20 protein-coding genes and 1 riboswitch are annotated in these 20137 nt (G+C 45.2%); of the genes, 5 read left to right on the top strand and 15 right to left on the bottom strand.

From position 1 onward, the window contains the following. Nucleotides 1–97: 97 nt before the first annotated feature. From dnaB to OCV65_RS05585, 7 genes are all read right to left on the bottom strand, one after another. Nucleotides 98–1441, bottom strand: a complete 1344-nt coding sequence (gene dnaB / locus OCV65_RS05615; protein ID WP_118382922.1) for a replicative DNA helicase — start codon at nt 1439–1441, stop codon at nt 98–100. A 10-nt stretch (nt 1442–1451) separates the two neighbouring features. Further along, nucleotides 1452–1898, bottom strand: a complete 447-nt coding sequence (gene rplI / locus OCV65_RS05610; RefSeq protein ID WP_118452347.1) for a 50S ribosomal protein L9 — start codon at nt 1896–1898, stop codon at nt 1452–1454. A 1-nt stretch (nt 1899) separates the two neighbouring features. Beyond that, nucleotides 1900–3954: a DHH family phosphoesterase gene (locus OCV65_RS05605; RefSeq protein ID WP_262581265.1), complete on the bottom strand. Its 2055-nt coding sequence runs from the start codon at nt 3952–3954 to the stop codon at nt 1900–1902. A 241-nt stretch (nt 3955–4195) separates the two neighbouring features. Beyond that, nucleotides 4196–5800, bottom strand: a complete 1605-nt coding sequence (gene ptsP / locus OCV65_RS05600) for a phosphoenolpyruvate--protein phosphotransferase (RefSeq protein ID WP_262581264.1) — start codon at nt 5798–5800, stop codon at nt 4196–4198. A gap of 3 nt (nt 5801–5803) precedes the next feature. Continuing rightward, complete coding sequence (locus tag OCV65_RS05595; RefSeq protein ID WP_118382917.1) at nt 5804–6067, bottom strand: HPr family phosphocarrier protein; 264 nt, start codon at nt 6065–6067, stop codon at nt 5804–5806. A 131-nt stretch (nt 6068–6198) separates the two neighbouring features. Then, a complete protein-coding gene (locus OCV65_RS05590) occupies nt 6199–8019 on the bottom strand; it encodes an ABC transporter ATP-binding protein (RefSeq protein ID WP_262581263.1) in 1821 nt (606 codons plus the stop codon). Next, a complete protein-coding gene (locus OCV65_RS05585; RefSeq protein ID WP_262581262.1) occupies nt 8009–9790 on the bottom strand; it encodes an ABC transporter ATP-binding protein in 1782 nt (593 codons plus the stop codon). Before OCV65_RS05585 ends, OCV65_RS05590 begins: the two co-directional genes overlap by 11 nt. Before the next feature lie 168 nt (nt 9791–9958). Between OCV65_RS05585 and OCV65_RS05580 the strand changes: the two genes are divergently transcribed. Beyond that, nucleotides 9959–10834 carry a damage-control phosphatase ARMT1 family protein gene (locus OCV65_RS05580; RefSeq protein WP_262581261.1) on the top strand — a complete coding sequence of 292 codons (876 nt, stop codon included), beginning with the start codon at nt 9959–9961 and terminating at the stop codon, nt 10832–10834. On the opposite strand, the gene OCV65_RS05575 is transcribed toward OCV65_RS05580, so the two are convergent. The 3 genes from OCV65_RS05575 to OCV65_RS05565 form a co-directional block, all read right to left on the bottom strand. Continuing rightward, nucleotides 10812–12167 (bottom strand): MATE family efflux transporter, encoded by a 1356-nt coding sequence (locus OCV65_RS05575; protein ID WP_262581260.1) that lies wholly within the window; start codon nt 12165–12167, stop codon nt 10812–10814. The genes OCV65_RS05580 and OCV65_RS05575 overlap by 23 nt on opposite strands. A 143-nt stretch (nt 12168–12310) precedes the next feature. Further along, nucleotides 12311–12949, bottom strand: a complete 639-nt coding sequence (locus OCV65_RS05570; RefSeq protein WP_262581259.1) for an SGNH/GDSL hydrolase family protein — start codon at nt 12947–12949, stop codon at nt 12311–12313. Next, nucleotides 12949–13602 carry a Crp/Fnr family transcriptional regulator gene (locus OCV65_RS05565; protein ID WP_262581258.1) on the bottom strand — a complete coding sequence of 218 codons (654 nt, stop codon included), beginning with the start codon at nt 13600–13602 and terminating at the stop codon, nt 12949–12951. The genes OCV65_RS05570 and OCV65_RS05565 overlap by 1 nt, the downstream gene beginning before the upstream one ends. A gap of 97 nt (nt 13603–13699) precedes the next feature. Here OCV65_RS05565 and OCV65_RS05560 point away from each other — a divergent pair, with 97 nt between their 5' ends. Continuing rightward, entirely contained in the window at nt 13700–14470 is a 771-nt protein-coding gene (locus OCV65_RS05560) for an ATP-binding protein (RefSeq protein ID WP_262581257.1), read from the top strand. Between the two features lie 247 nt (nt 14471–14717). After that, nucleotides 14718–14882 carry a rubredoxin gene (gene rd / locus OCV65_RS05555; protein ID WP_118382910.1) on the top strand — a complete coding sequence of 55 codons (165 nt, stop codon included), beginning with the start codon at nt 14718–14720 and terminating at the stop codon, nt 14880–14882. On the opposite strand, the gene OCV65_RS05550 is transcribed toward rd, so the two are convergent. Continuing rightward, complete coding sequence (locus OCV65_RS05550) at nt 14883–15554, bottom strand: Crp/Fnr family transcriptional regulator (RefSeq protein ID WP_262581256.1); 672 nt, start codon at nt 15552–15554, stop codon at nt 14883–14885. An 83-nt stretch (nt 15555–15637) separates the two neighbouring features. Here OCV65_RS05550 and OCV65_RS05545 point away from each other — a divergent pair, with 83 nt between their 5' ends. Both OCV65_RS05545 and OCV65_RS05540 read left to right on the top strand, forming a co-directional pair. Beyond that, nucleotides 15638–16237: a flavin reductase gene (locus OCV65_RS05545; protein ID WP_262581255.1), complete on the top strand. Its 600-nt coding sequence runs from the start codon at nt 15638–15640 to the stop codon at nt 16235–16237. Nucleotides 16238–16273: 36 nt separating this feature from the next. Beyond that, nucleotides 16274–16699 (top strand): bacteriohemerythrin, encoded by a 426-nt coding sequence (locus tag OCV65_RS05540; RefSeq protein ID WP_262581254.1) that lies wholly within the window; start codon nt 16274–16276, stop codon nt 16697–16699. 37 nt (nt 16700–16736) lie between these two features. On the opposite strand, the gene OCV65_RS05535 is transcribed toward OCV65_RS05540, so the two are convergent. From OCV65_RS05535 to OCV65_RS05520, 4 genes are all read right to left on the bottom strand, one after another. Beyond that, entirely contained in the window at nt 16737–17324 is a 588-nt protein-coding gene (locus tag OCV65_RS05535) for a GNAT family N-acetyltransferase (RefSeq protein ID WP_262581253.1), read from the bottom strand. A gap of 280 nt (nt 17325–17604) precedes the next feature. Then, on the bottom strand, nt 17605–18306 hold the full coding sequence (locus OCV65_RS05530) for an RNA polymerase sigma factor region1.1 domain-containing protein (RefSeq protein ID WP_262581252.1): 702 nt from the start codon (nt 18304–18306) through the stop codon (nt 17605–17607). A 110-nt stretch (nt 18307–18416) separates the two neighbouring features. After that, a complete protein-coding gene (locus OCV65_RS05525) occupies nt 18417–19043 on the bottom strand; it encodes a 4Fe-4S binding protein (RefSeq protein ID WP_262581251.1) in 627 nt (208 codons plus the stop codon). A 4-nt stretch (nt 19044–19047) separates the two neighbouring features. Then, entirely contained in the window at nt 19048–19689 is a 642-nt protein-coding gene (locus tag OCV65_RS05520) for an ECF transporter S component (RefSeq protein ID WP_262581250.1), read from the bottom strand. A gap of 168 nt (nt 19690–19857) precedes the next feature. Continuing rightward, nucleotides 19858–19982, bottom strand: a riboswitch (FMN riboswitch). Nucleotides 19983–20137: the final 155 nt, after the last annotated feature.

Below are 20137 nucleotides of genomic sequence, written 5' to 3'. Positions count from 1 at the left end.
TACTCGATACAGTACGTAAACAGGGCCATGATTAATCAAACAGTTTTGATTACTAATAAAATCTGTTTGATTAATCATGGCCCCGAAAACATGTCTGTTAGTTCTTTTCCCAGGTAAGATTGGCGAATTTTGTGTAATCCGGCAGCCATGCCAGATTCACTGTACCAATCGGACCATTTCTCTGTTTAGCGATGATGATCTCTGCCTGATTCGGTGTCTCTGTATCCTTATTATAATAATCATCACGATAAATAAACATTACCACGTCGGCATCCTGCTCGATGGCTCCTGACTCTCGAAGGTCAGAAAGCATCGGTCGGTGATCCGGTCTCTGCTCTACTGCCCGGCTTAACTGCGACAGCGCAATGACCGGCACATTCAGCTCTCTCGCCACTGCTTTCAGTGAACGGGAAATATCTGAGATCTCCTGCTGTCTGGAATCACTTCTGCCGCCAATACTGCCACTCATCAACTGCAAGTAGTCGATAATGATCAGGTCAAGACCGTGCTCCAGCTTGAACTTACGACATTTGGAACGAAGTTCTGTAACAGAAATACTTGGTGTGTCATCGATGATCAAATGCGACTTACCGATGATTCCGGCACTCTCGATCAACTTCTCCCAATCGGCATCTTTCAGATTACCCGTTCTGAGGCTCTGAGAATCTACCTGTGATTCCAATGAAAACAGACGGTTCACCAACTGTTCCTTTGACATCTCAAGACTGAATACCGCTACATATCTGTCGCTCTTGAACGCCACATGCTGAGCAATATTCAGGACGAACGCCGTCTTACCCATAGATGGACGCGCCGCCACAAGGATCAGGTCTGACGGCTGCAATCCGGATAATTTGTAATCCAGATCCAGGAAACCTGTTGGAATACCTGTTACCGTTCCTTTATTTTTAGATGCTTTTTCAATCTTCTCCAATGCGTTAAGTACAACGTCCTTAATCGGGACAAAGTCTCCTGCATTACGATTCTGCAGCAGTTCAAATACCTTTTTCTCAGTCATTTCCAAAATCTCTTCCATCGGCTGAGAAGACACATAACAGGTATTGGCTATCTCTTCATTTAACTTGATCAGCTTACGCAGAACCGATTTCTCATATACGATCTGCGCATAGTATCTTACATTGGCAGAAGTCGGCACAGCTGCCACCAGCTCACGGACAAATTCCAGGCTGGATATCTCTTCCGGTACATCCTTTTCTTTCAGGCGCTCCTGAAGTGTGATCAGATCTGCCGGCTTACCCTCATTAAAAAGTTCTACCATGGATTCAAAGATCACACCATATGAAGTTTGATAAAAATCCTGCCCTGTAATGATCTCTGACGCTGTCAGAATAGCCTCTTTGTCCATCAGCATGGCTCCGACTACTGACTGCTCTGCCTCAATACTGTGAGGCAGCACCCGCTTAATCAGCGCTTCCTCCATGGCGACCTCCCTACTCTTCTACAACGTGTACTTTCAGTTCTGTAGTTACCTTTGGATGAAGCTTAATCGGTACATTGTGTACGCCAAGGCTCTTGATCTGCTCTTTTAACTGAATCTTCTTCTTATCGATCTTCAGACCAAGCTGCTCCTCAGCAGCCTGCGCAATCTCTTTGGAAGACACGGAACCAAATACCTTACCGCCCTCACCGGTCTTAATAGACACTTCAATCTTGCCTTTAGCAATCTGTTCTCCCAGTTCTTTGGCTGCTTCCAGGTTCTCCTGTGCCACTTTATCTGCATTAGCCTTCTGAAGCTTCAGATCATTCATATTCTTGCCATTAGCCTCAATGCCTTTCTTCGTTTTCAGAAGAAAATTCCTCGCATATCCATCATTTACATTTACTACATCTCCTTTTTTACCAAGAGACTTTACATCCTCTAATAAGATTACTTTCATTTTATATATCTCCTTCCTCGATCATTCTGTCAATCTGCGCTTTCACACAGTTCACCGCTTCTTCCATATTCGTATGGTCAAACTGTGCACCGGAGGCATTCATATGACCTCCGCCGCCCAGACGTTCCATAATGATCTGTACATTTACTTCGTCAATGGAACGTGCACTCACATAGATACGTCCCTGGTATACCGTCAATACAAATGAAGCGCGGATACCTTCAATATCCAGCAGTTCATTGGCCGCCTGTGCACCAATAATCGTCGGGCTGTCCACCCGCAGATTCTGACCTCTGGCAATTGCAAACTGCTGACGATATACTTCCGCATTACTGATAATCGATGCTTTTGCCCGATAAGAATCCATATCATCCCGGAATATCTTGCGAACATATGGAATATCTGCCCCACATCTTCTCAGGAATGCTGCCGCCTCAAAGGTTCGTACACCGGTACGGTTCGTAAAATTATTCGTATCGATCATCATACCTGCATACATACTACTTGCTTCCAGTGGCGGGATCTTTATATCTTCATCGATGTACTGCAGGATCTCAGCTACCATCTCACACGCAGATGATGCATATGGCTCAATATACGACAGCATGGCATTATCAATATTATCACGGCTCTGTCTGTGATGATCCAGTACCACAATGGTCTTCGTCATCTGCAGCAGTTCCGGGCACTCCGTCATCTGCGGACGGTTCGTATCTACGACGATGACCATCGAATTATTATTCATCATGTCCTTTGCTTCCGATGAACTGATATACATATCTTCCGGATAATCCGGGTTATTAATATAATCTTCATACACGGAACGAATCGAATTCGTCGGTCTATTCAATACGATATGTGCTTTCTTACCAATTGACTCTGCAGCGCGATAGATACCAATCGCTGCTCCCAGCGAATCTACATCTGTCATCGTATGTCCCATAACCAGAATATTTCCACTGGTCATCATATACTCACGAAGAGCTTCCGCTTTAACCCGCGCCTTAACACGAGTGTTCTTATAGCTCATTTCCCGTTTGCCACCATAATAGGTAATACCGTTACAATCCTTGATAACTGCCTGATCGCCACCTCTGGCAAGTGCCTGGTCGATAGCCACACGGGCATAGTTATAACTCTGTGAATAAGAGTCGCTGCTGAGTCCCAGCCCCATACTGAGTGTAGCCGGAATCTTGTTGCCCACACTGACCGACTTCACATCCTCCAGCAATGAGAAACGATCTTCTTCCAGCTTCTTGAAATCTTTCTTCTTCACTACAACAAAATACTTATCTGTCTCGACCTTTTTGACAATACCATTAACCTTCATGAAATACTGGTTAATCTTTCGATCGATCAGTGCCAGCAACAGACTCTGACGCACCTCTTCCACACTCTCGATCACTTCATCATAATTGTCAATATAAAGCATACCGGCAACCAGTCTCTGTTCTTCATTGGCACGGATATATTCATTACGTTCCGTTATATCCTGCATATGCACTGCAATAAAGTACTCCTGCTCTTTCGGCATCTCCATCAACTGCTCAGAATCGCTAAATCCTTTTACAGATATCTTTCTTAGCTCTACAAGATATTCTCTGTCCTCATAGCGCACCTCACGCTGTACTTTCTGGTCTTCTTTTTTGGGGAACAGACTGCGGTTGATCTCTGGAATATACTTTGCAAGGCTTCCGGACACTTTACCTTCTCCCTCAAAGATCGCATTAAATTCATCATTCACCCACAGGATCCTGCCATCTTCCATCAGCAGCGCATATGGTACTGACAATTCCTTCAGCAACGTATTCTGTACAACGCCATACTGTGCTGAGAACTCTACCAGATCTCGAAGGATCACCGCCCGGTTGGAAAAATACAATGCTCCTACGATCAACATATAAATCAGAACAAAGATCAGCATGATAAATCCTGCTCTGTGATCAATCTTATAGATCCATACATTCATTGCCAGAAGAAGTACCGACATGATTGCCGGCCACTGCATATATAACTTCAACTGTCCTTTCAGCTGTATGTCCTGTTTGTCCTTCATGATGACTCCTCCATCGGCACACAATCGCATACGCGCGCCCTTTCTGGGCATGTGACTCCACTATGCGTACATTATACTACCTTTTTCAGGGAATGGAAACTATATATTTGCGCAAAAAAAGTCATTTATACAACATTAGCAATATATCTCGTAAGCCTTGAAGAATCCTTGTGATGCAAGAAAGCCCTCAGGCTCAACCGTACCTGAAGGCTTTCCATAATCCTTTTAAACTTACTCTGTCTTATTCTCTGTTAAGTATCTGCTCTCTTACGTAATCGATGCTTCCAGCGGACATACTGAACTCATCCAGACCAAGATCCAGAAGAAGTTCAACAGCCTTCTGATCACCAGCCATCTCACCACACATGCCGACTTTGATGCCTTCTTTGTGTCCTGCCTCAATTACCTGCTTAATTGCACGTACAACAGCTGGATTGAAGTAATCGTACATCTTGGCGATCTTCTTATTACCGCGGTCAACAACCAGAATGTACTGAGTCAGATCGTTCGTTCCGATACTAAAGAAATCAGCCTCTTTTGCGAATTCATCTGCAAGCATTACACTGGCAGGTGTCTCGATCATCATACCCATCTCGATATTCTTATCGTAAGCCTGTCCTCTTTCGTCAAGCTCTTTCATACATTCTTTCACGAGTGCCTTAGCATTCTTAAGCTCTTCCATAGCAATGATCATTGGGAACATGATTCTCACATGACCAAATGCACTTGCACGCAGGATAGCTCTCAGCTGCTCTTTGAACATATCCTTCATGTCCAGAGAAATACGGATTGCTCTCCATCCAAGGAATGGATTCTCCTCTTTTTCAAATTCATAGTAAGACAGTTCTTTGTCTCCACCGATATCCAGTGTACGGATTGTCAGTTCCTGAGACGCAAGCTCTGCCGCCTCTTTGTATACCACAAACTGCTCTTCCTCTGTCGGGAAGTGTGTATTCTGCATGTAAAGGAACTCACTACGGAACAGACCTACACCATCAATATTCATCGGAAGTGCATTTCTGATATCCTGTACATTACCAACGTTAGCACACAGATAGATTCTCTTGCCGTCCTTGGTAACTGCCGGAGTACTTCTCAGGCCTTCCAGACGTGCTCTTTCCTGCTCATAAGCAGCTTTCTTGTCCAGATATTCCTTCTCTGTATCCTCGTCAGGTTTCACAACAATAATACCCTCTCCGGCATCCATACAGATGTACTCTCCATCGTCTACCTTAGAAAGGATACCCTTTACACCTACCAGTGTCGGGATTCCAAGACTCTTGGCAATGATAGATACGTGGCTTGTAACACCGCCTTCTTCTGTGACGATACCTTTAACCAGCGCCGGATTGATCTTGACTGTATCAGACGGATACATATCTTTCGCCATAACGATTACAGGCTCAGTCAAAACTCCCAGATCCGGAAGCTTAACGCCCTTAACTACTGCCATCATACGCTTACCAATATCACGTACGTCTGCAGCTCTTTCTTTCATGTACTCGTCATCCATAGATGCAAAAATCATAGCAAACTCATCAATTGTGTTGCTGATTGCCTGCTCTACATTAGACTTGCTGTCCTTGATCTTGCTCTCAACGCCATCCTGAAGCATAAAGTCGTTCGCAATTTCCAGATGTGCCGCAAAGATCTCATTCTTTTCAGCAAGCTGACCAAGTTCTTCTACAACAGCATTCTTAGCTGCCTCGAACTTCTCAATCTCAGCCTGAACCTGATCATCAGCGATCGTACCGGTTGCCGGAGTCAGATCTGGCTCAAGATACATATATACTTTTTCAACAACGATGCCTCTGGACGCTGTCTTCTCAACACGAATCTGTTCCATATATTACTCTCCCAGTCCACTTTCAATAGCTTCTACTACAGTCTTGAGTGCTTCTGCTTCATCTTCACCATCACACTCAACTGTGATTTCTGTTCCACATTTGATAGCTGCAGACATGAGGTTCAGAACGCTCTTAGCCTGAAGTCTCTTCTCACCTGCCACAAGAATAATGCTGCTCTTGAACGGAGCTGCTGTCTTTGCTAATGTTGCTGCTGGTCTAGCGTGGATTCCTGTTGGATTTGAAACTGTTACTTTCTGAGATACCATAATATCTTCCTCCCTTATTGATTGTTATATTTAATAAATAATAGTGTATACTTCCAGTCATAACTATACACATTGCTAATTGTTAGTATAACCTTTTCACGAATACTTGTCAAATTATTCTAGGCAAAATATCAGTCAAATATCTCCATCATACACTCTTCCTCAAACTGTCTGGAATAAAGGTTATAATAATGTCCTCTTCTGCCAATTAATTCCCGATGTTTTCCCTGTTCTATGATCTTTCCATCCTTCATCACCAGAATCAGGTCTGCATTGCGCACCGTTGACAGTCTGTGTGCGATCATAAATGATGTATGCCCTGCCAGCAGTTCATCCGTTGCCTTCTGAATCAGCTGTTCTGTCCAGGTATCAATCGAAGACGTCGCCTCGTCCAGGACAAAGATCGCAGGCTTTGCAAGAATCGCTCTGGCAAATGAGATCAGCTGCTTTTCTCCGGTAGAAAGACGGTCGCCACCTTCGCCAACATCCGTATCATAGCCCTGCTCCATACGGTCAATTACCTGATCTGCTGATACCCGTCTTGCGGCTTCTTCGACTTCCGCATCCGTAGCATCCAGTCTCCCATATCGTATATTTTCCCGTATCGTGCCGGAGAACAGGTGCGGATTCTGCAGCACATATCCGATCTGACTGTGCAGCCAGAGCTGGGAACGTTTCCGATAATCCACGCCATCAATTAAAATCTCTCCGGATGTAGGCTCAAAGAATCTGCCTGCCAGGTTCACAATTGTCGACTTACCAGCTCCCGTATCCCCTACGATTGCCACTGTTGTTCCGACCGGTATCTTCAGATTCAGATGTTCCAGTACATATTCTTTACCATCCGGATACCGGAAACTCACATCCCGGAACTCGATATCCCCGCGGATCGGTTCCCAGTTTTCCCGCTTCGGCTCTGCCGAATCGCCATACCTTTCCAACACCTCCGGTGTATCGGTAATATTCGGTTCCTGCTCCAGCAGATCTGCCACTCGTTCTATATTGGCCTGACAGGAAATCATATCAGACAGGAGCCTTGCCAGCTGCTGGATCGGTTCAAAGATTCCCACTGCATAAGACAGAAATACCGACAATGTACCCAGTGCAATGATCTGATGCTCTACAAAATATCCGCCACGCGCCAGCACGAACGCTGTCACTACGGAACTAAAGAACAAAATCATCGGCATATAGACTGCCGTAAGTCTGGCAAGTGTCATGGAGTGCGACTTCATCCGTCCTGTCACATTACAAAATGTATGATCATTTAACTCCTCCATCGCCAGCGTCTTACTGGTTTCCACTCCGGTGATCCCTTCATTAAACGCTCCTGTTATTTCTGAATTAACCTCTCGGATATTCCGGTTCCAGAACAGCATCTTTTTCTGAAAAACAAAAGTCAACACTGCAATAAACGGAACTACCAGCATAATGATCACTGCCAGCTTCCAGTTCAATGCGAACATGATGGCAAATACACCAAGTACATACCCAAACGCCCAGAACATATCTACCAGTCCCCAGGCAATCACTGATGCGATCTTTGAAGTGTCACTCATCACCCTCGCGTGGATATATCCTACCGGAGTTGTATTATAATAAGAAAATGAAAGCTTCTGCAAATGCACAAACTGGGCTCTCTTCATATCTCTTCCCACGTTCATTTCAATCGTAATTGCCGCCCGGACACTGAAAAACACACAGACCATCTGCATAATGATTACACCCGCATATGCGATTGCAAACAACCAGATTCCGTGCAGTGTATCCGGCACGATAAAATGATCGATCGCATAGCTCTGGAATAGCGGAACTGCCACATCCACAAGAATCAGCAATATATTCAGACCAAACGTGGTCGCAAATTCCTTACGATATGGGCGGAAGAACGGAAACATCTGTCTCCAGATTCCGACACTGAGGCTCTTCGGTTCTTTTTTATTACTCTGCATCAGAATCACCTCCCTCACTCAGAAGTCTCCTGTCATCCTGATTCAGCTGGATCTCATAGATTTTCTGATAAATGCCTCCGTGACGGATCAGTTGTTGATGTGTGCCACACTCCTCGATCACGCCATGATTCAGCACCAGAATCTGATTTGCTTCCATCAGCGTCGTAATCCGGTGCGAGATCAGAATTACGGTAGCTTCTTTCATTTTTGACCGGAGTGCACGCCGGATCCGCACATCCGTATCTGCATCCACCGCGGAAAGCGAATCATCAAAGATCATGATCGGTGCCTTTGCGATCAGCATCCGCGCGATTGCAACCCGCTGCCTCTGTCCGCCAGACAAGGTCACACCGCGCTCACCCACGATCGTATCATATCCATCCGGAAATGCCATGATTGCATCATCCACGCAGGCAATCCTTGCAGCCTCACGGATTTCATTCATCGTCGCATCAGGATTGGCAGCTGCGATATTGTCCCGGATGGTTCTGGAAAATAAAAAAGGCTCCTGCAGTACCATTCCTACATGACTGCGTATCCAGCTTCTCGGAATATCACGAATATCCACACCCCCGATCTGTACCGTTCCCTTCTCCAACTCATAAAGTCGATCCAGCAAATGTACGATCGTTGTCTTACCGCTTCCCGTTCCACCAAGAATACCGCAGGTTGTCCCTTCTTTTATATGAAAGCTCACATCTTCCAACACAGACTGATTCTCTTCATATCCAAAACTTACGTGGTCAAACGCAATCTCCGTATGCTCCGGAATTACGCCGCCCTCACCCATTTCTTCTTCTGCCGAATCCAGAATGTAATTCACTCGGTCAAATGACACACCCGTCTTACTCATTTCCGACAGGATTCTTCCCAGGCTTCGCACAGGCCATACCAGCGTCGTATTATAAGATGCAAATGCGATAAATTCTCCGGCCGTAATAGATCCATGCACCGCCTCAATCGCACCAAGCGTTACGATCACAAGCACCTGCAATCCGGTAATCAGATCTCCCACCGCCCAGTACAATCCCGACAATGTACCAAGCCGGATCCAGAGTCTGGCAAATATCTCATTTTTCTCATCAAACTGATCAATTTCAAACCTTTCTCTTCCAAATGCCCGCACTACTCGCACACCCGTCGCATTCTCCTGCACCACCGTTGACAGATCTCCTTCTGCCTCATCCGCTGCCGTATAATTCTTCGCGATCAGATGATAAAATATGCCGGAATACAGTACAACAACCGGTGTAAAGGCAAGTGCCACCACTGTCAGCTTCATATTCATTGTAAGCATCATTGCCAGCGACACCACCAACAGAAACACCGTACGAAACACTTCCAGCACCTGGGTAACTACAAAGTTTCTTATTGTCTCTACATCTGCAGTGCAACGCTGTATAATATCGCCTGTCTGCACACCATCATGCCACTTCATCGGCAGTCTCTGCACATGTGCAAACAGAATATCACGCATATTCTTTGCAAAGGTCTCTCCCGCCTTTGCCGTCTGACTCCGATACAGATAGATCATAATTCCATTCACAAGAGCAATGCCGATCACCTCTAGCGAAATCAGCCAGATATGCTCTTTCAGGTACGGAATTCCATCTTCCACAAGCACACGGTCAATAGTAAATCCAAAAATTCTCGGAATCAGCGAATTCAAAAGCGTAGACGCAAGTGATGCCAGCAGAATAATGATAAAACACCCTCTGGTGCCCTTTGAAAATCTGAGGATCAGTTGTATTTTTCCATTCTTGTCTCCCATACACACTCCCTGTAACTTCCTGTATAGTCTTATACAATTTTTGTTATTGAGTTTATTATACATGAAGCAGTATACTATGTATATAACGTAACGCCGATTGTAAAAGTACACCTTACAAAATACTTTACAGGCATTTTCACACAATCAAATGAAAGGATTTTATCAATTATGAAAACAAGATGGAATTCATACTGTACTCAGTGTCTGCTGAAAAAGCACCTGACAAATTACCCGGATACAGCCACGGAAGAAGAACGGCTCACCTACATCCGCCGACTGTTCTCCATTCTGACAGACATAGCTCCCGGTGAAAGCTCCCCGGTCATCGTCAACCGCATCCTTACCCTTCAGAAAGAAATGTTTGATCAGTTCGTCGATTATACCGATATCAAGAAACATTTCAATCAGCTTATGCTGGAACAGGAAGACTGGATCTATGCTGATATTTCTTCTGCCACTGACCCGATCCGCCGTGCTTTACAATACGTCATGAAGGGAAATTATATTGACTTTGGTGTGCTGTCTGATGTAAACAGCGAAAAATTAATGGAACTCTTGTCGCAAGCGAAAGACCAGACAATCGATGAGCAGATATTTGAAGAACTGATGCAAGATCTTACATCAGCGAAAAATATGGTACTACTGACCGACAACTGTGGCGAGATCGTATTAGACAAGCTTCTCATCCGCACGATCATGTCTCAGTTCCCGGATCTGCAGATCCACGTCATCGTCCGCGGCGGTCATGCACTGAACGATGCCACCATGGAAGATGCCTGTCAGGTCGGGCTCCCGGATCTGGTTAAGGTCATCGGTAATGGCACCTGCCTGCAGGGAACTTATCTCCCGGACATATCAAAAGAAGCCCGTGACCTTCTGGAACAGGCGGATGTAATCCTTTCCAAAGGCCAGGGCAACTTTGAAAGTCTGCAATACTGCGGACTGAATATTTATTATCTTTTCCTATGTAAATGCGATTTATTTACCAAACGCTTCCACACACATTTATACAACGGCATTCTTACGAACGACCGTTATGTGTAATCCTGTGAAATACTATCGTAAAGATGATGCCTTTGACCACTGAAGTCAGAGACATTGCCCACCAGATTCCATCCAATCCCAGCGGTGTGATCGCAAGTGCCATTGCAAATGGGATTCTGGATCCAGTAAACACGATACTGATGATGCTGCACAGTCTGGTTCTTCCAAGACCGGACAGTGCACCTATCGTCATCAGCTCCACGCTCATAAATGCTTCACTGATTCCAATGATCAGAAAATAACTCACTGAGATCTGTATCGCTTCCGCTTCATGGAAGAATATCTCTGACAACGGTTCCGGAAAGATGAAAAAGAGTGCCATGATCAGGCATCCCCATGCTGCGATTGTGCGGAATGCGATCCAATATCCATTACGGATTCTGTCCATCTTCCCTGCCCCGTAATTCTGCGCAGAAAATGCATTGATCGACGCCGCGAATCCATCTGCCGTATTCCAGGACAATGCTTCTACCTGTCCCCCTACCCTCTGGACAGCCACCGCCGCCGGGCCAAAATCTGCCACCATACGGGTGAGTACCATGGAAATCGCACAGTATGCAGTACTTTGAAGTGCCGTAGGCACACCAATCCGAAAGATCCCCTGATAATATTTCTTTTCCGAAGGGCGAAACAGATAACATTCTGACAATACATTTTTCTTGCCGTCTCTGATCACACCAAGTACCAACACCGTCATTACAATAAACTGTGCCAATACCGTTGCGATCGCCGCACCGACTACTTCCAGTCTTGGAAATGGACCAACCCCCAGTATCAACAGCGGATCCAATACTACATTTACAAAAAGTCCCAGAAAATTCGCCACGAGCGGTGTCTTCGAATCTCCCTGTGCCGTATAAATCCCCGTAAGCACGAACGTCAGATAGGAAAATATCACCAGTCCGCAGGTAATCCGTGTATATACCACCGCATATCGTACCGTCTCAGCATCTCCCACATGAAAAAGTGCGATCAGTTCATCCGTAAAAAGGGTACAGACTGCCGCAAATATAACAGCAAATATAACCGTAAGCTGGACAGCTGAACAGGCATACTGTCCTGCTTCATCACGCCTTCCACGTCCCAGCGCCTGGGCTACATTCACCTGTCCTCCCATTTTCGCCAGAGCAGACAATCCCTGCGACAGCCACACGTACATACCGCCCACACCGACACCAGCCACTGCACGTGAACCAAGCATTCCAATCCACGCCATGTCCGTAATGCTGTAAAATGTATTTAAAAAGGACGTTGCCATGATCGGCAGCGCCAAAGCAATCAATGCTTTCAAAATAGGTCCTTCCGTCAGAACCACCTGTCTGTTCTTACTCATGTTCTTCTCCAATCAATGCTCTACCATAGACATGATAGCATAATCATCCCTTGTCGTAAATCGGATATCCGGCTTTTAAATACTTCCGATATCATAGACCGGTTCCTGCCTTTCACGAAGCACAAACCGGTCATCATCGAACTTTAAATCTGATTCTCCTTAATGCAGGCATAAACTGATTCTGCTAAGCTTTTATGTTCTTCCGGCATCAGATGCAGCGCATCCTCTTCGGATGGCTTGGCTGCCTGTGCCGCATCCAGGAAAATACATCCATTCCGGTCAGCTACTGCCTTGTAGCAGGCCGGAAATTCTTTAGATCTTGTTATCGCGCTGTCATCAAAATGATCTCCGAATGTCAGCTTGCTGATATTTTCCCCAATCTCCGGCGGTGACATCAATATGATCTTCGGGCAGAACTTCTGCTTCTCTGCTGCAAAATCATGGATCTCCTTCACCAGTCTCTCCGCACCTGCTGCGATCTCTTCCGTACAAAGTCCAAAGTCCATCTTCAGGTCATTGGTTCCAAGCATCATCACCACTGCATCGACCGGCTTGTGGGAATTCAGGCATGGCTTGAGATATTCCAGACCGCTCTTCCATCCCTCTCCCGGCGCCTTATACATCGTAGTTCTTCCGTTACATCCTTCTTCGATTACTTTATACTCGTCTCCCAAAAGTTGCTGTAACCGTCCTGTCCAGCGGATGTCCTCTGGCCATCTGCCGCCAGTCACAGGATTATAACCATACGTATTAGAATCACCATAACAAAGAATTGTTTTCATCACTCCACCGATCCTTTCTTCAAAATCCGGAACATATTCTTATGAAAATCCAAGATACCTTCCTGTTTCATTTTTCCAAGTTCTTTTGACAGGGCGCTTCGATCCAGATTCAGATATTCTGCCATCTGCTGCCTGTTAAATGGAATCTCGAAAATCTCACCGTCCGCTTTCAATGACTGTGCTGTCAGATACGTAAGCACACGCTCTCTGATCGTCTTCGGCGTCGTACAGAAAATGCGCTGGGATAAGATCAGATTCTTCCGCAGCGAAATCTGCAGCATATTCTTCTGAATCTTCTCCTGCCAACCGCTTCCTGTATTTGTTAGAATCCAGCGGACATCCAGCCAGAGTACATTCGTATCCTCAGCCGCAGACACTTCCACCATCATCGGTTCCTCACAGAACGCATACGTCTCCGCAAACACTTCGCCTTCTCCCACTTCACTCAGGATACTTTTATTCCCCCATGGATCTACGGTCTCAATATGGACCCGACCTTTCGTCACGACCCCCAATTCGTGTATCACATTTCCCATCTGACAGATTCGCTCATTCTTCCGATACTCCGTCTCCCACAGACAATTCATCTCTTCCATTTCTTTCCATTCTGCATCGCTCACGCCCTGGAATAACGGATTCGCAATATCATTCATATTCCGTCCCCTTTCGTGGTTATAACCACCGATTTTTCATTTTCATTATAATAAACTAAGTCCAGTAACACAAGATTAATATTAGGAGGAATCACTTATGATCAGAAGAATTATTCATATAGACGAAGAGAAATGCAATGGATGCGGAGCCTGCGCAGATGCCTGTCACGAAAGTGCTATTGGCATGGTTGATGGAAAGGCAAAGCTCCTGCGAGATGATTACTGCGACGGGCTGGGCGACTGTCTGCCGACCTGTCCGACCGGCGCCATCACATTTGTAGAACGAGAAGCCGCGGCATATGATGAAGCTGCCGTGCTCGCCAACCAGAAAGCAAAGCAGGAAAAGGCTACCGTCCAGGCAAACACGCAGTCAGCACCTGCTGCCAAGCCTGTATTCTCCGGATGTCCCGGCTCCAGAATGCGTACCCTGCACACGGAAGTCTCTGCCAGTGAGACATCCACAGAAACTGACAACGGGACATCCACACCGGCTGCTCCGCTGACCTCTCAGCTTGGCCAGTGGCCATGCCAGATCAAACTGGTCCCGACACACGCACCTTACTTTAACGGCGCAAAGCTGCTGATCGCAGCGGACTGTACTGCATACGCTTACGCCAACGTGCATCAGAAATTTATGAAAGGCAAGATTACAATCATCGGATGCCCGAAACTGGATGCTGTTGATTACAGTGAAAAGCTGACAGAGATCATTGCCGGAAATGATATCAAGAGTGTCACCGTGCTCCGCATGGAAGTGCCATGCTGCGGCGGACTGGAACAGGCTGCTATCACCGCATTGAAGAATAGTGGCAAATTCATCCCGTGGCAGGTAGTGACATTCTCAATCGATGGAAAGATATTAGAATAAATCCATAAAAAATCACTCAAGCGACCAGAGCCTGAGTGATTTTCCCTTTTTATCGCCATAAGATTACCCACTTCACGGTCAGAATCCTGTGGAAGCTGCACGCATACCTGAACGTATATTTTTTCTAATTCAAATTATTTTTAAATATTTTTAGATTCGTAACATTTGTTACATACTTTCTCCACATTTCCGGTTATCCTATAGACACAACAAAGAAAACAAATCAAACAACAAAGGAGTGTCAGTTATGAAAAAATATATTTGTGAACCATGTGGCTATGAATACGATCCGGCAATCGGTGACCCAGACGGCGGTATTGCACCGGGCACGGCATTTGAAGATATCCCGGACGACTGGGTATGTCCAGTCTGCGGATTAGGAAAAGACGTATTCGTTCCTGCCGAAGATTAATTACCCATTTTCGCCAGACACCTTATCGTAGTCCAGAATCTGTATTTTATTTCTGGAAGACAGACGAATCAATCCCTCGTCCTGGAGCGCAACCAACATCCGGGACAGGGATGGTCTCGTCGCATTCAGATACGAAGCCAGTTCTTCCCGATTCATATGCAGCGTCACGCTGTAATCGGAATTACAGTTTTCCAGCAGAAATGCACAGATTCTCTGACGGAGATTACCGCTTGTAAGCACTTCAATCTGATGATTATTCTTATCCACTTTTTCAGCAAAAAGCTGAAGCATATTAAAGATCACCTTACTGTGATGCACACAGTTACGCTCACATCTTCCTCCAAAGAAGTTCTGTGAGACTTCCAACAGTGTCGCTTTCTTCCTTGCTCTGGCATAACAGGAATACCCCGGCTGACGTAAGAACAGTTCAACCTCACCGAAATATTCCCCTTCAGCCAGCATGGACATCCGCGTGATCTTTCCATTCAGATTAATGCTTCCAACTTCCACTTCTCCCTCAAGAATAAAATACAGCTTCTGCGGACGGTCTTCCTGTCTGAAAATGTATTCATTTTTCTGATATGTACGAGTCACTGCCTGAGAGCAGACCAGACTTTTCTGCATCTCTTCTTCAGTCAGATCTCGAAATATCTGTAGCTTTTGTAACGTCATAATACCAGCCAACCTTTTCTCTGATGATATGGTTTCATTATAGATCAGTGAAAAAAGTGATTCAATAACGCGAGGTGATTTTCATGAACAACAAGGCAATGTACAACTTATCTTACGGACTCTTTGTATTAACCGCACGGGAAAATGAGAAAGACAACGGCTGTATCGTAAATACAGTGGCACAGGTCACCACTTCTCCGAATCGAATTCTCGTGGCTGTGAACAAAAATAATTATACCCATGGCATGATTCTTCGGACGGGTGAATTTAATGTTTCCATCCTGACGGAACGTGCTGCATTCGACACATTTAAGCACTGGGGATTTCAGAGCGGTTCTGACGTAGATAAAGCTGTCGGCATTACCTTTCGGCGTGCAGACAATCAGCTTATTTATCTCACTGAAGAAACCAATGCCTATATCAGCGCCAAAGTCATCTCCACTACAGATCTTGGAACACATACCTTATTCCTTGCCGATGTAACAGACGCAGAAGTATTGTCCGATGATCCATCCGTAACCTACAGCTATTACCAGCAACATATCAAGCCGGCACCGGCGAAGACTGCAAAAAAAGGCTATATCTGTACCGTATGTGGTTATATCTACGAAGGAGATCCATTACCGGAAGATTTCATTTGCCCGATCTGCAAACATCCGGCATCCGATTTCAAACCGTTGTAACAATAAAACGATTGTATTCATAAAGGAGAACCGCTTATGACAAACATTACATTTGACGATAATTTAATCACTGGAAACGATACCATTGATACCCAACACGAAGAACTGATCAACCGCATTCAACAGTTCGTAGCAGCCTGCGAATCCGGCGATGGCAAAGTCAAAGCTATTAAAATGCTAGATTATCTGGACGAATACACCAACTTCCATTTCCAGGCCGAAGAAGAATTGCAGAAAAAAGTATCCTACCCAGAGCTTGCAAAGCATCAGGAAAAGCATGATGAATTTAAGAAATCTATCCAGGAATTATATGATTTTCTGAATGAGAACGAAGGTCCGAACGAGCAATTTATAGAACAGGTGAAAATCAACGTCGTAGACTGGCTCTTCAAACACATCAAAACCTTTGACCGGTCAGTTGCAGAATATATACACCTTAATAACAATGCGGAAAGATTATAAACACCAAAAGCAAAAAGAGGAGCAAATGCCCCTCTTTTTACATCTTTTCGAATAATCCTGCTATCTTATCCGTGTATTTCTTCACATATATTACAAATGTCCAGATTCCAAAATAATGCTTCATCAGTTCATCGCATTCTTTCCTGGTAATCTCCGGCTCTCTGTCTGCCACGCACATGGCATCATACATAACGATACCTTCCTTCACCTGGAACGGCAGCATCTTGAATCCGTTACTCTCATAGAATGCCTTACGTCTCACACGCTGCTCATAATTCTCTGCATTCGGATCCATCTCTTCGATACACAGGAAAATACGACTGTCACTGTACTTTTTCTGAATAGTCTGTAAAATTCTGCCTCCGTATCCGGCTCCACGCTTCGTATCATCTATCGCAAGATAGGATATATAGATGATATCTTTATAATACACATTATATACCAGCCCGATCAGCTCCTCCTGATCATATACTCCGTAGAATTCTCCTCTGCCGTCACGCGTCAGCATCTTGAGCATCCAGAATGGTATCTTTTCTTCTCTTGGAAAGGCCTCTTTATATATATCCTTCAGTCCTTTCCGATTCAATTTGTTATTCCTGTATCCGACAAATCTAAGTCCTGACATTCTTTAATACCTCTCGCTTATCATTAGTTTCCAAACATCATAGCACACTTAGAATTGCTTTTCAATCTCTATACACATTCTATATAATCTCGGTAATCTGCCTCGCTGGCAAATAACATATATTCGTCTTCCACGTATCCCATATAACCTTCTGCCGTTGCATATCCTTTCATATTTACACCTCCGCCATCGCCTTGTTTTCAGGCTTTTTACTCTTTTATGGCTTCAGTATAATAAATAAGGTGTCCATTAATACGGACACCCACAATCTTTTTATATTCTATTCTTCTTCCTCTTCAACCTCTTCTCCGGCAAGCTTCAGGATATCTGCCACATCATCCTCGGATATCTGCATCCGGTCTGCAACTTCATCTACAGATACTTTCCTTCCGTACTCTTCTTTCATATTGCGAATGGTCTCGTCAAGATCAGATACCTTTTGCACCATCTTGTCTTCCTGACGCTTCGTCTCACTCTGCGACTCCAGTGTCATCTGCATATCCATGCGGACTTTCTCAAGAATCTCTTCTTCCACGGGCTCGCCTTCTGCTTCACTCATTGCCATCATCAGACTCAGGCTTCCCTCCTGGATCAGATCTCCAATAAATGCACCTGTTGTATGCACCTTGATTGCTTCCTCTACAACTTTCGGAAGATAATAATCCAGCATTGCCTCCTGCTCATTCGTCACATCCATGTTACTGATGTCCTGCAAGTACTCTGCCACATACGCCTTTTCCTGCTCGGTAAGGCTGGCTCTCGGATCTTCCTCCCCAGCTTTCTCGCTGGCATGACCTGTATATCCTGCCACCTCGATCTTCTGTGCCATCAGGAATTCCACCACCAGCTCCATCTGTTCTTCCGTAAGATTCTCGTCACGGAAAAATGCCGCCAGTTCTTCCTGCGTCATACGGTTACCCTGCGCTGCTGCTTTCGCAAGAAGCTCTGCTAATTTTTTCTGAAATTCTTCTCTGTCTGCCATATCTATAACCTCTCGTATTTGTCCATATAAAGATAATCACCTCAGAACCATATCCATGATCACTCTCTGAGCACTACACCTATTGTAATATGACGCAGACAAACTTTCAACTACATTTCCCCGGCAGTAATCGCTCCGACCGGACAGACCTTTTTGCAATTACCGCAGCAGATACAAGTCACAGAATCGATCACCGCATGCCCGCCATCCATCTGGATGCAGGCGCGCGGACAGGCATTCTGGCAGGCTCCGCAGCCGATACAGCCTTCCTCTACTTTATACGTTTCGCCTTTTACCTGCTCTCCACCAAATGCAAAATTCTTCTTCTCAATCCGCTCTGTCTGCAGGGAGAACCATTCGCCTTGTCCACGGAAGATCTGAAATACTGTCAGTACTCCCCGGGATTCTTCCGTCGGGTAAATATCATACATATACGGATTCTTCTCAAAAAGTCCAGACAGTAACTCCGGTCCAAGTTCTCTCACCTCTCCGACAACAGATACCGCCACACTGTGCATGGTATCCGTTCCTTTCAGAGCTGTCAGTGCAATGTGTGGCGAACAAATCAATCTCTTATAAAATCCCTTTCCCGTGGCAGTCAGAAAATATATACTGTCATCATCACAATCCATCAGGTCAATGGCGCAGGTCACAGGATGCCCATCCTCGTCTGTTGTCGCCATGATAGATGTATGTATTTCTTCTACCACATATCGGAAAATATCTTTAACTTCCATTGAATTATCTCATTCCTTTCATTGCCGGAGATACACGCTTGTACACCAGCATCGTAATCACTGATACGATCAGACCTTTAAATATATTGCCCGGCAGCGCACTGTACAACACTACATCCAGTTTGGTATGGATAAATGGAATCACCTCAGCAAATGATGCAATTACCTGATCAATCGGCATGAATATCTGATACATCGGAAGCAGTACAAAGTAATTCATAATTGCCGCCATGATACCCATTGCCACGCTTCCTGCCACACAGGATACTACTGCTATCTTTCTGGTCTTTTTCTGCTTATAGATCAGTCCTGCGATAAATACCAGGCTTGCACCCATCAGGAAATTCGCCAGCTCACCGATTCCACCGGTTGAAGTAGACAGTGCCTGCAGTACATTCTTAATCAGTTCTACAACGGTACCTGCCACCGGTCCTAATGCAAATGTAGTCAACAAAGCAGGTACATCCGATGCATCCATTCTGGCAAATGACGGTGCTAACGGCATCGGCACTTCCAGAAATGCAAGGATATAGGAAATTGCCGCCATCAACGCAATTACCGTAAGATAACGTGCCTTACCTGTGGTCTGTGCGCCGGCCTGTACTGCCGCTGTTTTTGTTGTGTTCTTTTCTGTTGTGTTACTCATGATGTTCTTCCTCCCATTCTTTCAGGGGAGCTCTGTACATAGTTGTGTAATCAATGTCATCTCGCTTGTTGCACAAATAAAGGCAGTCCCATTCGGGGACTGCCTGATCTACATCTTTATACGGATATCGGAATCTCCTGATTCCTTCATCGATATCTGCTCTTCTATGTACATCCTCTTTCATCCGGACTATAACCGTCGGTACTGGAATCTCACCAGTTCGGCTCTGACTGTGTTCAGAGTTCGCAGACTTTACTGCCGGTGGGGAATTGCGCCCCGCCCCGAAGATATTGTTATTTTCAAGAAAAGGTTAGCACTTTCTAATCCATCTGTCAACCCTGGATTCTCCCCTTGCTTCTTCTGCCTCATCCAGCATCTGGTTTGCAGCTGCATTAATATATTTTGTCATATGAAATTTATCCACACAATACAAGCTACGATCAACATA

Origin of the sequence: Dorea ammoniilytica (assembly GCF_025567415.1) — a bacterium.
Taxonomy (GTDB): domain Bacteria; phylum Bacillota; class Clostridia; order Lachnospirales; family Lachnospiraceae; genus Claveliimonas; species Claveliimonas ammoniilytica.
Note: the sequence above shows the minus strand (reverse complement) of the source record. Positions and strands in the feature narration are given on the sequence as shown.